General features: G+C 69.6%; 11 protein-coding genes and 1 tRNA gene. 6 read left to right on the top strand and 6 right to left on the bottom strand.

The window, feature by feature from the left end; genetic code table 11:
• Positions 1-142 precede the first annotated feature (142 nt).
• Complete coding sequence (locus QH470_RS25395; protein WP_280274852.1) at positions 143-607, bottom strand: GatB/YqeY domain-containing protein; 465 nt, start codon at positions 605-607, stop codon at positions 143-145.
• A 116-nt stretch (positions 608-723) separates the two neighbouring features.
• Here QH470_RS25395 and QH470_RS25390 point away from each other — a divergent pair, with 116 nt between their 5' ends.
• The 3 genes from QH470_RS25390 (at position 724) to QH470_RS25380 (ending at position 3128) form a co-directional block, all read left to right on the top strand.
• Positions 724-1686, top strand: coding sequence for a metallophosphoesterase (locus QH470_RS25390; protein WP_280274851.1), 963 nt, complete (start codon positions 724-726; stop codon positions 1684-1686).
• A gap of 38 nt (positions 1687-1724) precedes the next feature.
• Positions 1725-2999, top strand: coding sequence for a DUF8017 domain-containing protein (locus tag QH470_RS25385; RefSeq protein WP_280274850.1), 1275 nt, complete (start codon positions 1725-1727; stop codon positions 2997-2999).
• 55 nt (positions 3000-3054) lie between these two features.
• A tRNA-Pro gene (locus QH470_RS25380) sits at positions 3055-3128 on the top strand.
• A gap of 84 nt (positions 3129-3212) precedes the next feature.
• On the opposite strand, the gene QH470_RS25375 is transcribed toward QH470_RS25380, so the two are convergent.
• A complete protein-coding gene (locus QH470_RS25375; protein WP_280274849.1) occupies positions 3213-6872 on the bottom strand; it encodes a WD40 repeat domain-containing serine/threonine protein kinase in 3660 nt (1219 codons plus the stop codon).
• 98 nt (positions 6873-6970) lie between these two features.
• Here QH470_RS25375 and QH470_RS25370 point away from each other — a divergent pair, with 98 nt between their 5' ends.
• Entirely contained in the window at positions 6971-8359 is a 1389-nt protein-coding gene (locus tag QH470_RS25370) for a protein kinase domain-containing protein (RefSeq protein WP_280274848.1), read from the top strand.
• A 56-nt stretch (positions 8360-8415) separates the two neighbouring features.
• Here QH470_RS25370 and QH470_RS25365 read toward each other — a convergent pair whose 3' ends face one another.
• Positions 8416-9051, bottom strand: a complete 636-nt coding sequence (locus tag QH470_RS25365; protein WP_280274847.1) for a TetR/AcrR family transcriptional regulator — start codon at positions 9049-9051, stop codon at positions 8416-8418.
• 148 nt (positions 9052-9199) lie between these two features.
• On the opposite strand from QH470_RS25365, the gene QH470_RS25360 reads away from it, so the two are divergent.
• Positions 9200-10588: a lipase family protein gene (locus QH470_RS25360; protein ID WP_425302777.1), complete on the top strand. Its 1389-nt coding sequence runs from the start codon at positions 9200-9202 to the stop codon at positions 10586-10588.
• Between the two features lie 22 nt (positions 10589-10610).
• On the opposite strand, the gene QH470_RS25355 is transcribed toward QH470_RS25360, so the two are convergent.
• Entirely contained in the window at positions 10611-12209 is a 1599-nt protein-coding gene (locus QH470_RS25355; RefSeq protein WP_280274846.1) for a succinic semialdehyde dehydrogenase, read from the bottom strand.
• A 137-nt stretch (positions 12210-12346) separates the two neighbouring features.
• Here QH470_RS25355 and QH470_RS25350 point away from each other — a divergent pair, with 137 nt between their 5' ends.
• Positions 12347-13168, top strand: a complete 822-nt coding sequence (locus QH470_RS25350) for a crotonase/enoyl-CoA hydratase family protein (protein WP_280274845.1) — start codon at positions 12347-12349, stop codon at positions 13166-13168.
• 56 nt (positions 13169-13224) lie between these two features.
• Here the strand turns inward: QH470_RS25350 and QH470_RS25345 are convergent, their stop codons facing one another.
• Together QH470_RS25345 and QH470_RS25340 are read right to left on the bottom strand one after the other, a co-directional pair.
• The gene (locus QH470_RS25345) at positions 13225-13992 is read right to left on the bottom strand and encodes an SDR family NAD(P)-dependent oxidoreductase (RefSeq protein ID WP_280274844.1); all 768 of its coding nucleotides are present in this window, start codon (positions 13990-13992) and stop codon (positions 13225-13227) included.
• Positions 13993-14011: 19 nt separating this feature from the next.
• A complete protein-coding gene (locus QH470_RS25340) occupies positions 14012-14704 on the bottom strand; it encodes an acetoacetate decarboxylase family protein (protein ID WP_280274856.1) in 693 nt (230 codons plus the stop codon).
• Positions 14705-14709 lie beyond the last annotated feature (5 nt).

The following is a 14709-nucleotide window of genomic DNA, read 5'->3' as shown; positions in this document are numbered from 1 at the left end:
TATCCCTACCCGCCGGGGGCGCCCCCCCCCCCCGCGGCGGCCGCCGACCCCTATACCCACCCCTATCCCGCGTTTATACCGCCGGGGCCCCGCAACCTCATACCTGGTTGGGGGCCCTCGCGCATATCCGGTGCCGCGGGTCCTAGAGCCGCGCCTTCACCGCCGCGGAGACGCGCGAGCCATCGGCGCGACCGGCCGCGAGGCCGGTGGCGATCTTCATGACCTGGCCCATCTGCCTCATGCCGGGCCGTTCCCCCAGTTGCTCGGCGACCTGGGCGATCGCGGTGTCGGCGAGATCGGCGACCTCGGCGTCGGTCAGCGGAGTCGGCAGGTACTCATCGATGATCGCTTCCTCGGCGCGCTCGTTGGCGGCGAGTTCGCCGCGCCCGGCCTGCTCGTAGACGACGGCGGACTCGTTGCGCTTCTTCGATTCCTTGGCGAGCACCGCGAGCACGTCGGCGTCACCGAGTTCGCGCGCCTGTGTTCCTGCGACTTCGGCGTTCTGGATCGCGGCCAGGAGCATGCGCAGGGTGCCGGTGCGCAGCTTGTCCTGAGCCTTCATCGCGGCGGTCAGATCGGCCCGCAGCTTCGATTTGAGTTCCGACATGCGCTCACGGTAGCCCGCGCTCGAGCACGGTCCCACTCCATTTGCGCCACGCCCGGCCGTGTCCCTGTGCGGAATCACACTCGGTGTTCGTCACACCCGTCGCCTATCCTGAGCGAATGCCCGTCTTCTCGTCCCCTGTACTCCGACGAGCCGCGTTGGGCACCGTCGCAGCAGGTGCCGCCGGAATCGGATACGCCTCGCTGGTGGAACGCAATGCCTTCGTGTTGCGGGAGGCGACCCTGCCCGTCCTGCAACCGGGCTCCGCGAGCCTGCGGGTGTTGCACATCAGCGATCTGCACATGACCCCCGGCCAGCGGCTGAAGCAGGCCTGGGTGCGGGAGCTGGCCAAGCTGGAGCCGGATCTCGTGGTCAACACCGGAGACAATCTCGCTCATCAGCGCGCGGTGCCGGCGGTCGTCCAGGCCCTGTCGGAGCTGCTGGCCCGCCCCGGCATCTTCGTCTTCGGCAGCAACGACTATTTCGCCCCGGTCCCGAAGAACCCGCTGAAGTACTTCGACAAGAACCACAAGCGCGTCCACGGCGCGCCGCTGCCGTGGCAGGACCTGCGCGCGGCGTTCACCGAACGCGGGTGGCTGGACCTGACGCACGTGCGCCGCGATCTCGAGGTCGCCGGAATCAAGATCTCCACTGCCGGTGTGGACGATCCGCATCTGCGCCGGGATCGCTACGAAACGGTCGCCGGAAGCCCGAACCCGCTGGCGGAGTTGAGCATCGGGCTCACCCACTCCCCCGAGCCGCGGGTGCTGGACCGGTTCGCCACCGACGGCTACGACCTCGTGCTGGCCGGGCACACCCACGGTGGTCAGCTGTGCCTGCCCGGTTTCGGCGCGCTGGTGACCAACTGCGGTATCGACCGTTCCCGGGTGAAGGGCGCCTCCCGCTGGGGCGCGCACACCCGCTTACACGTGTCGGCGGGCTTAGGCACCTCGCCGTGGGCCCCGTACCGGTTCTGCTGCCGCCCCGAGGCAACGCTGCTCACCCTGGTGGCGGCGCCACCGGAACGCCCGATCGCCGACACCGGCCACGGCCTGTCGGAATCGGAGGCGATCGCGCGCTAGGGTGACGCCGAGGCGGAACGTGAGGCAGGGGACGAGGTTTGAGCAGCGGGTTCGATCGACGGCCGAATAACCCGACCGCGGCGAGCGGATCCGCTCCCAGTCCCCCGGCCCCGCGGTCCACACCGGATCCCGTCGCGCAGACGGAGGAAATCCGGCGCACCGAGCGACCGGCGCAACTGAACTTCGCGGCGGGCGCGCGGCCGCTCCCGTCCTCCGGCAATCCCGCCGGCGGGTTCGCTTCCGATCTGGAATCCGCTGCGACACAGGAATTCGCGGTGTCCGCGCCGCCTGCGGGTGCCGACGCACCGCCCAATCATGCTGCGGCGCATGGCGATACATCCTCGGCCACGGCATGGCAGTCGGCGGCTACGACTCCCATTCTGCGGCAGTCGGCGCAGCCGACCGATCCGGTGCGGCCGGTGCCGGAGCAGTCGTGGCAGGTGGGTGTGCCGACGGAAAGCGTTGCGGCGCAACCTGTTCCCGCCTGGCGGGGGTACGGGTCGCAACATCCGCCGACGTCCACGTTCGAAGTGCCGCCCCACGGCCCACCGCCCGGCCCGCGGCGCAACCGCACGGCGTGGATGTTCGCCGGTATCGGGGCTGTCGTCGTCGTGGCGCTGGCGGTGACGGTCGCGGTGATCGTCTCCGGCCGCAACTCCCGCGACCCCGCCGCCCAGGCCGGTAGCCCGTCCATGGTGAGCGCCCTCACCAGCGGCAAGAGCGCGCCGTCGCCGACCAGCTCCGTCCCGGCCACGCCGCGACCGAGCGCGGCCCCGGTGGCGCCGCTGGTGCCCGGTTTTCAGGTGGTGTCGATCCCGGAACGGGGTGCGGCCTACGACGTGCCCCGGGACTGGAAGATCGATCCGGTCGGCACGGCGGTCTGGGGCCAACCGCCCGACAGCGTGGAGCTGGCGGGCCTGGTACAGGACGGTAAAGACTACTGCCCCAGCTACACCCGCACCAACGCGTTCCTGACCCTGTCACCGCGAAGCGACCCGGCCGCGGCGGCCACCGACGTCGGCGCCCGGATGGCCAAGGTGGGCTGGTCCGCCGCCGGCGCCACCGCGAGCGCGGCCGAGCCGCTGGATTCGCTCGACGGCCAGCTGCACGGCACCTTCGTGGAAACCACCGGCAGCGCACCGCCGCCCGCCCCCGGTTGCGCCACCACCTTCGCCGTCTACACCTTCGCGTTCCCGAGCGAGAACGGCAACTTCGTGATGACCATCGCCGCCGACACCGGCGTGGACAAGGCCGTGGACAAGCCCACCGCCCAGCGCATCCTCACCAGCATCCGCCCCCTCCCAAACCGCTGACCAGCCGATTTAACGACCACCCACCCCCTGCTGTAAGCTACGACAGGTTCACTCACGGGGTGTGGCGCAGCTTGGTAGCGCGCCTCGTTCGGGACGAGGAGGTCGCAGGTTCAAATCCTGTCACCCCGACTCGTGTGTGGAGACACGACAGGGCCCCTGACCAGCATGCTGGTCGGGGGCCTTACTCGTGCGATCACCATGCAATACCCGTCCTCAGCGCCGCCCCAGCCAACGACGAAACCTCGGCGGCCTCTTGCGCTCCACCCCGACCGCCGGCGAAGTCCCGGCGGCCTCTTGCCCTTCACCGCGCCCACTGGGCGGGCGGCGCGGACCGTCGGGGTCATCGGGAAAGATGTAGTCCCAGTCCAGTTCCCACACCCGCACGTGGTGGCCGAAGTCTCCGGCGACGAGAAAGCGGCCGTCGTCGGTGAGGTCGAGGTACGATATCCCGCTCGTGTGGCCGGTCAGCGTCCGCAGGCACGCACCGCTGCGGAGATCCCAGATCTTCAGCACATCGTCCCGGCTGCCGGAAGCGGCGAACCGTCCGTCGGCACTGAGCGCCAGGCGACTGACCCAGTGAGTGTGACCGATCAGGACCAGGCGCGGATCCGGCGAGTTCCGGTCCCAGATGCGCAGGGTGCGATCCCAGCTCGCCGACACCAGCATGGTGCCGTCCGCGTCTGCGGCGAGCGCGGTCACTCGCTCGGTGTGGCCGTCGAATCGGCGAGTGTAGCGGCCGGTCGTCATGTCCCACATCCGAATCGAACAGTCGCTGTAGGCGGCGAAAGCCCACCGACCGGCGACCGTGACCGCGGTCGGATCGTCCGCCGGTGGCTCGGGCGCGACGGTGGCGAGGCATCGACCGGTGGCGACATCCCAGAAGCTCAGTCCACAGAACAGACCGCCGGTGGCCGCGATCCGTCGCGCGCCGTCGAGGGCGACCTCGGATCCGATGCCTCGGGCATCGTCGGCGATGAGGGGCGTACCGCTGCCTGTCGCCACGTCGAGCACGCGCGCACCATCGCTCCCGACGGCCAGGATGATGTCCCCGTCGCTGGTCGGGACGCTCGATAGCGCCCTGTGCCCATCCACCTCGAGCACATGCAGGCATCGGCCGGACGCGACATCCCAGATCCGCACGGTGTCCTCGTCGGCGGTGACGGCGTACCGGCCGTCGGCCGTGCAGCAGACGCGCCAGATGAAACCCGGATGAGCCTCCAGCGTATGCAGCGTTACACCTGTGGCGAGATCCAGCAGGACCAGCTGCCGTCTGCCGCCGACCGCCGCGATGCCGTTGCGGCTCAGCCCGATCGCGGCGTCGTGCCCGTACTCGCGGTCGATGTGTTTCGCCTCCCAGACCCCGTTCAGCCCGGCGCGCTCACCGGCCGGGGCAGCCGACCACCAGCGGCCCAGGAGCTCCCGGTCGCGCGCGAAGCCCGGTACGGCGCGAGCGTCGCGGATCAGCTGGGCCGCCGTCGCCCAACGGCGTTGCGAGAGAGCGCGATCGATGTCGGAGAGTGCCTCGGTGACCGTGTCGGCGCGAGTGGTCAGCTCGGTCGCGTCGGCCGGTCGGCAGTAGCTCCACGGCGCAAGCGGCCCGGCGGGTTCGAGCTGCCACACGTGCACGGTCGGCACGGTTCCCGAGTGACCCATGATCACCGAGCAATCCGAGTTGGAAGCGATGAGGGCGTGCCGATTCCGGCCGTGAGCCTCGACGGTGCGGCGGCAGCGGCCCGATCGCAGTTCCCAGAGCCGGAGCACCTCCCTGCCCTGTACCTCACCGGTGCACACGGCCACGGCGGCATCGTCGCTGAGGTGACCGGCGGTCCGGAACAGCGCCGGGAGCTTCGCGTGTGGCACGTCCCGGCCCGAATTCAGCTGCCAGAGCACGTGTTCCACTTCGGCACTGCCGCCGGTGTACGGCGTGATGCGGATCAGCGCCCACCGACCGGCGCCATCGCGTACCGTCGCATAGCAGTCGGCGCGCTCGTGCAGCAGCCGCCCCGTCGCGATCTCCCACACCTGAGCCAGGTTCTCCGCGCTGTCATGCGCCATCGCAAGCTGTCCGTCGGCACTGACCGCGACCGCACTGCTCTGCGGGCGGAAGCCCGACGACCCGCGAAGAGTGCGCAGTAGCCGGCCCGCGACCAGATCCCACGCCTGCACCGTGCCGTTCTGGGCCGACACGGCGACCGCACCGTCCGCGCTGACGGCCAGCCCCGCGCCCTTCGGCCCGAACCCTTCGAAGCAGTGCCGCAGCCGACCGGTGGTGATATCCCAAACCTGTAGTGCGCCATCGAATATGGCGAGCACGCACGACCCGTCGGCACTGACGACGAGCGGGTCCGGTCCGTACCCGTCGTGCGTCACGGGTCCCTGCGACGGCAGGGTGTGCAGGCAGCGGCCGCTGGTCAGATCCCACACTCGCACGGTCCGGTCGTAACTGCCCGACGCGCCGATCCGCCCGTCGGCGCTCAGCGCCACCCGGCAGATGCCTTTCGTGTGACCTTCGAGCGCGATCGGCTCCCTCGCGGGGGTGCGGCCGGTCAGGCCCGCGCGTGCGGTGTCGAGATCGGTATCGCGCGCCGACGCGGCGGCTGCGAGCCGGCTCGCCTCGTCCAGCCAGCGCCGGGCCAGGTCGATGTCGCCACGTTCGAGGTACACCGATCCGATCAGCCGAGCCGAAGCGGCGCCCGGACGCTGGTCGTGCAGGCTTGCCAGCTGCAGCAAGAAATGCGCATCGGTGTGCTGTCCGGTCCGCCACCGATGCAGGCCGTAATTGAAGACCGCGTGCGTGTGTAGCGGATCAGCCGCCAGCGCCTGCTGCCACGATCGCTCGGCCCGCTCGACGTGACCGAGATCCAGCAGCGACAGGGCTTGATTGGACAGCCCGTCCGCTCGCAGCTCGGCCGGATCGGGCTGAGTGCGAGGGTAGGCCGTACCGGTGACCGTGGCGTAGATGCCGATCAATTCCTCGGCCAGTTCGGCCATGCGCCGTGGGCGGCCGCCGGGATCAGCGGTGAGACAGCGGCGCAGCAGATCGACCAACGCCGGTGGCATTGCGGGAACTCCAGGGCGACGCGGGGGCCCGTCGGCCAGGTACGACTCGAATACCTGAGCGGCCGTCTGGCCGAAGGCACAGGGTGTGGCGCCCGCGAACATCTCCCACACGCTGATCGCCCACGACCACACATCGGTGGCGCGGGTGAGCACACCGGTCCGGTCGGCGGCCGCGGCGGCCTGCTCGGGGGAACAGTAGGCAGGAGTCATGCCGCCGAAACCGGCGATCATGGTCGCGGCCGGATGCGCCGGCGGCCGCTCCCCTGCCGCGGCACGCGCCTTCGCCAAGCCGAAATCGGTCACCTTGACGGTGCCGTCGGAGGCCAGCATGACGTTGGCGGGCTTCACGTCCTGGTGGATCAGTCCGTGCCGGTGGGCGTGCTCGAGGCCCCACGCGAACTGGATCGCGATATCCAGCAGTCGGGCCGGTGACCGCTCGCCCCGGTACAACCGCCCGGTGCGCACGGTGTCGGCGAGACTGCCGCCGTCCACCCATTCGGCGAACACCCGAGGCACGCCGGCGAGCCTGCGAACATAGCTGCACGACACCGTGTTCGGGTGCAGTCCCAAGCCGACCCACGCCTCGGCCTCGGTCTCGAAACTACGCACGTGCTCCTCGGAATCGAGCAGCTCCGGGCGCGGCGTCTTGACCGCCAATTCCAGGTTCCACCCGCGGTGCCGAACCCGGTACACCAATCCCAGCCCGCCGCTGCGGATCACTTCCCGGACCTCGTACACGTCCGAGATCACCGCACCGACCTGCCATTCACCGGACCCGGAATACCGTTCCGCGCCCGCAGCCAGCCTGTCCAACTCGAGACCTCCCGCCCGCTTTCCCACCCCGGGTCCCCGCGGGATGATATTGCTCGTCCGGACCGATCATGGTGCGGACAGCGGGGACGAGGAGGGATATGTCTGCCTCTGTGCGATTGTCGGTGATTTCCGGCCCGTCGGCCGGGACCGAGTTCTTCGCCGATGAGAAGGCCCACTGTGTCGTCGGGCGCGCACCCGATTGCGCCCTGCAGATCGTCGAGAACGGCGCCAAACCGGTGGTGTCACGCCATCACTGCCTGTTCGACATCAATCCGCCGGACGTCCGAGTGCGAGATTTCGGGAGCCTCAACGGAACTCGGGTCAACGATCGTGAAATCGGCCGGCGCCGTCCGGGTCAGACACCCGAGGAGGGTGCGCGGCTGGAATTCCGGGAATACGACCTCCTCGACGGGGACGAGGTCCGCCTGGGAAAGGCTGTGATCCGGGTCGGCGTCGATGTCACACCGGCCGACGACTTACCCGAGGCCGCGCGATGTGGTGTGTGCGGACGGGACATGCGGGACAGCGGAGCGGGAAAACGGATCTGCCGGACGTGTCGGCGCGACCCCGGGAAGCTACTGCTCGGGCTGCTGCGCCCGGCCGGTGCGCCGGGCGGGGAGCTACCGGCGATCACCGGCTATGAACCGGTCCGTGAGCTCGGGCGCGGTGGTCAGGGCATCGTCTGGCTGGTGCGGCACATCGACTCCGGTGAGCTGCGAGCGCTGAAAGTGCAGTCGGCCCAGGCTGCTGTGGAGCCGCGGGCCGAACGCAGTTTCCTGCGGGAGATGGACAATATTCGCGGGCTGCGTCATCCCAATATCGTGGCCTTCCGCGACGGGGGCGCCGTCGGTGCGATGTTCTATTTCGTTTGCGAATACTGTGCGGAAGGCAGCGTGGACGAGCTTGTCCGGCGCCGCGGCACACTCGAGGTCGATGAGGCCGTCCGGCTGACCACGCAGGCCTTGGAGGGGCTCGCGTACGCGCATGACGTGCCGGTCGAGTGGGGCACCCTCGACACCGGGCCCGCCGCAATAGGTTTGATCCATCGCGATGTCAAACCCGCGAACATTCTGCTGGCCGCCGCGGGTGCGCACCCGATCGCCAAGCTCGCCGATTTCGGCTTGGCCAAGGCCTTCGAGCGAGCTGGGCTGTCCGGTCACACGATGACCGGTTCGATGGCCGGGACGGTCGGGTTCATGGCCCGTCCGCAGTTGATCAACTACAAGTTCGCCAAGCCGGAGGTCGATGTCTGGGCGATGGCCGCCTCGCTGTACTTCATGCTCACCGGCCACCCGCCGCGCCATTTTCCCGCCGGAACCGATCCCATCGCGGTGGTATTGCGCGACAAGGCCGTTCCGATCCGGCAACGCGATCGGAACCTGCCACGCCGTCTCGCCGCTGTCATCGACGAGGCCCTCATCGATGAGCCCGCGATCCGCATCACCACCGCGACGCAATTGCGGGACGCGCTGCTGGCCGCGCTGTGAGCACGTGACGTCCGCGAGACGAAGTTGGTCCCGGCAGGCGGAGTAGAGCCGGTCGGCTAGCTTTCGTGCGACTCGATCAGGGAGACAGCCACCGGCACCAGGAGATCGGCGAGTTCGGCCACCGGCGGGCGAGGATCCATCAGCAGCCACTCGTGCGCCAGCCCGTTGACGGCGCCGATCAGGGTACTGGCGGCCAGGTCGCGCCCGCCGCGAATGCGGGCGTCCGGGCCGGCGATGGGCGCCACCGCCAGCTCCACCAGTTGCGCCCAGACATGGCGGCGGGCGCGGCGATGGCGTTCCATGCGCTCGCTCACCCCGACCACCTCGATGAACGCCACCTTCGCCCGGTACGGATCGGCATCGATGGACTCGAGGTAGGCGGTGAGCACGACCGTGAGCGCCGCCCGGGGATCGCCCTCCGCGGCGGCCGCGGCCAAGGCCGTGGTCACCGCCGCGGCGGCCTCGTCCTGGATCCGGTCGTAGGCCGCGACGAGCACGTCCTCGCGGGTGCTGAACTCCTCGTAGAACTGCCGCTTGGACAGGCCCGCACCCGCGCACACGTCCGCCAGCGAACAGCCGGCATAGCCGCGCTCGGCGAACAGGCGGGTCGCGGCACGCAGAAAGCGTTCGCGCCGTTCGGCTTTGCGATCGGCCACCGCCCGCCCGCCGTACTGCCGTTCCACGATCTTCATCGCACCACGGTAGCGCGGTCCGCCGCGAGCCCGAGGCCACCGCTGGGCATCCCGCGCTCCGGCGCGACCCTTGCGACGAGGGTCACAGCTATGCGATAGTTCCGGCTCATGTGAACCCGAACGGTGTCACATAGACGAAGGAGTCGCATTGACCGAGCCGAGGGCGGGCCGCACCCGCCGGTGGGCGGCGGTGGTGGCCACAGCGGTCGCGATCGCCACACTGCCGGCGACGGCCGTGATCGCCGCACCACCGTCAGTTCCCGCGCCGCCGGCCGCGCCGATTCCGCTGCCGCCCGAACTGGATCCGGGCTTCTATCACCCGCCCGCCGAGATCGTCGCCGCCAAGGCCCCCGGCGAGATCATCGCCGCGCGACAGGTCGATGTCGCCAATCTCGGGCTGATCCCGGTCAACGTCGACGCGTGGCAGCTGTCCTACCGCTCGACCGACACCCGCGACGCGCCGATCGCGGCGGTCACCACGGTGTTGAAACCGCGCGGTTCCGCTCCGGACAAGGTGCTGTCGGTGCAGATCGCGGCGGACTCGCTGGCGCAGTACTGCTCTCCCTCGTACGCGCTGCGGCAGTGGTCGGTGGCCCCGTTCGTCGGCCAGATCGTCGCGCCCGCGGAGTTCGTGATCGCCCAGGGCGCCGTCCAACAGGGCTGGGGCGTGGTGATTCCCGACCATCAGGGCCCGAACCAGGCCTACGCGGCCGGTCCGCTGGCGGGACGGATCACCCTCGACGGCCTGCGGGCCGCACGCGATTTCGAGCCCATGCGAATCGCTCCGGATGCCCGCCTCGGTCTCTACGGCTATTCCGGCGGCGCCATCGCCACCGGCCACGCGGCCGAGCTGAAGCAGTCCTACGCACCGGAACTGAATATCGTCGGCGCCGCCGAGGGCGGGGTGCCCGCGGATCTGGGCGTGGTGCTCGACGTGGCGAACGGCCAGGCCACCGCGGGCCTGGTAATGGCCGCGGTGCAAGGGCTTTCGCGCGAGTACCCGGACTTCGCGAGATTCCTGGACGAACGGATGGACCCGCTCGGCAAGACGATCGAGACGATTCAGGGCGGGTTGTGCGTCCAGTACGTCTCGTCGTTCCCGTTCCTGAATCTCAAAGGGATGCTGCGGGTTCCGGGCGACCCGATGCAGCAGCCCGCCGTGCGGGACGTGGTGGACCGCACCCGCATGGGCAAGGCGGTACCCGATCTGCCGATGTACATCTGGCAGGGCAATCCCGACGAGATCATTCCCGTCGGCCAGGTGAACACCCTGGTGGACACCTACTGCCGCAACCCCGACGCCGACGTGCAGTACACCCGCGAGCATCTCGCCGAGCACGTGGCCACCGAGATCTCCGGCGCCGGACCGGCATTGCTGTGGATGAAGGACCGGCTCGACGGCGTCCCGGTGCAACGGGGCTGCCGCACCGGTGACGTGGGCTGGCTGGCCTTGGACCCCAACGGATTCCAGCTACTCGCCGCGACCTTCGGGGAAACCTTCGCGTCGTTCTTCGGCAAGCCGATCGGCGTGAGGTAGCGGTTGCGAAAACCCTTGTCGCTCAGCGAATCCGCAATCGCCGCATCCAACGCAGCGTGAGCCGCGTCGAACTCAGCTGCTTCGCGTACGGCATCGCCGCGCGGGCGGCGAGCACCTGCCTCTTCTGCACACCGATGTTGATGGTGTCGGTGTACTTCAGCAGTCCCGCCACACCGTGCCGGGTGCCGACGCCGGACTGCTTCACGCCGCCCGAGGGCGTCGCCTTCGCCGAGTAGCTGGCGACGAAGCCGTCGTTGATATTGATGTTCCCGGCCTCCAGCCGATCCGCGATGCGGTTGGCGCGGGCCAGGTTCCGGCTCCATACGCTGGCGTTCAGACCGTAGGTGGTGGCGTTGGCCTGCCGGATCGCCTCGTCCTCGTCGGTATACCGGTACACCGTGACCACCGGGCCGAAGGTCTCCATGGTGGCGTGCGCCATCTCCGAGGTGACGCCGGTCAGCACGGTGGGCTCGTAGAACGCCGGGCCGAGATCCGGGCGCGCCTTGCCGCCGGTCAGCACGGTCGCGCCCTTGCTCCGGGCGTCCTCCACATGCGCCGCCACCCGCTCCATGTGATCCACCGACACCAGCGAGCCGAACTCCGGCTCGTAGTCGTAGGCCGCGCCCGCATTCGCACCCAATTCCTCGGCGGCGGCGACGAATCGGCGGAGGAACTCGTCGTGCAGCCGTTCGTGCACGTAGATGCGCTCGATGTGCATGCACGCCTGGCCGGAGTTGCCGTACACGGCGAACACGGTGCTGGGAATCACCTCGTCGAGGTCGGCGTCGTCGAGCACGATCATCGGGTTCTTGCCGCCCAGTTCCAGGCTGCAGCCGATCAGGTTCCGGCCGGCGAGTTCGCCGATGGTGCGGCCGGTGGCGGTGGAGCCGGTGAACATGACGTAGTCGGAGTTCTCGATCAGCGTCGGACCGACGTCGGGGCCGCTGCCGCAGACCACCTGCACCAGCCCCCGCGGCAGCCCGGCCTTGTGCAGCAGTTCGACGCCGAACAGCGTGCACAGCGCGGTCTTGTTGTCGGGCTTGAGCACCACGCCGTTGCCCGCGATGAGCGCCGGTACCGAGTCGGACATGGAGATGGCGAACGGGAAGTTCCACGGGGCGATGACCGCGACGACGCCCTTGGGCCGGTGCTGTTCGGTCGAGGTCGTGATGATCGGCATCGCGCCGCCGCGCCGGACCGGCTTCAGCGTCCGCGCGGCGGTCTTGAGGTAGTGGCTGATCACCATCGGCGGATCGCACGACTCCTCGATCGCCATGCGCCGGGTCTTGCCGCAGCCGATCTGAATCAGGTCGGCGATGGTCTCCAGTTCGGCCAGGATCAGCTCGTGCGCCCGCTCGAAGACGGCCAGCCGCTCGGACACCGGCCGGCTCGCCCATTCCCGCTGGGCGGCGCGGGCCGTCGCGGCCGCCGCGGCGACGTCCTCGGGCGAGGACTGCGGCAGCTCGCCCACGACGGCGCCGGTGTAGACCTCGATCATCTCGTACGGTGCGCGCTGTTCGCCGGCGGTGCCCGCAATCACCATCGCGGTCAGCCGGTCGATGAGCGTCTGTGTGATCCGCGGCGGCAGCGTGGTCGCGCCGCTGTGCGTGGTTGTCTCCATCAAGGATCTCCCTAACTTGCCGCCCCGTGACGGCGGTCACCAAACTCCAAACTAGAACACGTTATTGTTGTGGACAACGTCGCGGGGTAACTTCGTCCGCAACACGCAGGTAATGCCCGGAGGAGAGAGGGTCGGCGATGACTACGGCAGCCACTGAAACAGGTAGCAACACGGAACCGCACGCATTGATCGAGCGGCGCGGCCACACGCTCGTCGTCACCATGAATCGTCCGAAGGTCCGCAACGCCCTGTCCGGCGAGATGCTGGAGCTGATGGTGCAGGCCTGGGACACCGTCGACAACGATCCGGAGATCCGCTCCTGCGTCCTGACCGGTGCGGGCGGCGCCTTCTGCGCCGGCGCCGATCTCAAGGCGATGACCAAGCAGAACCCGGGCGAGGACATGAGCGAGGGCGGCAGGTTCGACCCGAGCTACCTGCCCGGCCTGCTGAAGGGCCGCCGCCTCACCAAGCCGCTGATCGCCGCCGTCGAGGGCGCGGCCATCGCGGGAGGCACCGAGATCCTGCAGGGCACCGACATCCGGGTGGCCGGTGCGAGCGCCAAGTTCGGCGTGTCCGAGGCGCGGTGGAGCCTGTTCCCGATGGGCGGTTCGGCGGTCCGGCTGCCCCGCCAGATCCCGTACACCATCGCCGCGGAGATCCTGCTGACCGGCCGCCACGTCACCGCCGCCGAGGCCAAGGAGATCGGGCTGATCGGCCACGTGGTGCCCGACGGCACCGCCCTGGACAAGGCCCTGGAAATCGCCGAGCTGATCAACGCCAACGGTCCGGTCGCCGTGCGGGCCATCCTGCAGACCATTCGCGACACCGAGGGCCTGCACGAGGAGGAAGCCTTCAAGATCGACGCGAAGCTCGGCCTGGCCGTCTTCCGCAGCGAGGACGCCAAGGAGGGCCCCCGGGCCTTCACCGAAAAGCGCAAGCCCGTCTTCAAAGGACGCTGACGGGCTGGGGATTCGCCACACCCGGAACCCCCGCTGACGGGACTCTCCTCACTGGCCTACAGGTTGGGTTTCACCATGCGTGCGATTTGTTTGCGGAGGAGGTTGGGGGCGAAGCGGCGGGCCAGGACCAAGGCCCGTGCCGGGCCGGGGAAGACGAACAGGGGGGACTTCGGGTTGGCGACGGCTCGCTCGACCGCGTCCACGATCTTCTCCGGCGCCACACCGCGGCTGCCGCCCAGGATGGCCGGGTCGACGGCCCGAATGCCTTCCAGGAACGGGGTTTCCACGTGCGGCGGGCAGATCGCGATCAGCCGCACGCCGGTACCGGCCAGCTCCAGCGACAGCGCCTCGGCGTAGCAGACCACCGCGAACTTCGACGCCGAGTACGCCGCCAGGCCGGGTGAGGGCAGCCAGCCCGCCACCGAGGCGAACAGCACCACGGTGCCCGCGCCGACGTCGCGCATGCCGGGGACGATCGCCTGACAGAGGTTGACCGTGCCGATGTAGTTGATGTCCATCACCCGGCGGATCTCCGAAACATCCTGGGCCAGCGTGGATCCCACCCGGCACAGGGCCGCGGCGTGCACCAGCTGCTCGATCGGCCCGAGGTCGCCGCGCACGGTATCCACAAGTTTCACGACCGCGTCGGTGTCGGAGACGTCGCAGACGTAGGTGGTGGTATTCGGTGAGCGCCGGGCGGTTTCGGCCAGCCCGGCCTCGTCGATGTCCACCGCGGCCACCCGGTGTCCGGCCGCCGCCAGCCGCTGGGCGACCATGCGGCCCATGCCGCTGGCCGCTCCGGTCACCAGTGCCGTCTTGGTCATCGTGCCTCCTGTATCGCGCTCACCGGATCTCCGTGGCGTCCTGAAAGGCCATGCGCAGCAATCCGATACCACTGGTGAACAGCGCCCGGCGGGGCAGCCCGAGGGCGCGCAGTTCGGCCGCGGCGGGATGGTCGCCGAGTTCGACGCGAGCGCCGCCCGGGCGCATCCGCACGCGCGCCGGATCCATCAGCCACGGCGTCGCCCGCAGCACGCCGTCGCGATGGGTGTAGGTCTGCATCGAGGCGCCGCCGAGGCGCGCGGGCGCGGGCACACCACCGACCGTCTCCAGCGCCACCACGAGCGGGCCGTCCAGCCGCACCTCGCAGCGCTTCCCGCGCCCCTTCGGCTCGATCCGGATATCGGCGATCTCCTTGGGAAAACCCCACAGTTCCCGGCCGACGGCGCAGGTGAAGGTCTGGTTCACCGGCAGCCAGCGAATAAAAGCTCCGGTGCTGTCCCGGCGACCGGGCAGCCGGGCCAGTAGAGCGAACGCGAACTCGTGGTACGGACCGAGATCGGTGTCGAGATGCCGGATGAAGGCCAGCGCACACAGGGCCCGCCCCGCCATTCCGACCGGCTCCAGCCCCGTCCCCGCCAGAACGGTGCGCGCGGCCGCCGCGTCGACCGGGAACAGACTCGAACACGCCTCGGCCTGCCGGACCTCGACCGGAACCCGGATCTGTTCCCCGAGTATCGAGTGCACCTGCGCCATCACTC

The organism is Nocardia wallacei (genome assembly GCF_029868745.1).
Classification (GTDB): domain Bacteria; phylum Actinomycetota; class Actinomycetes; order Mycobacteriales; family Mycobacteriaceae; genus Nocardia; species Nocardia wallacei_B.
Note: the sequence above shows the minus strand (reverse complement) of the source record. Positions and strands in the feature narration are given on the sequence as shown.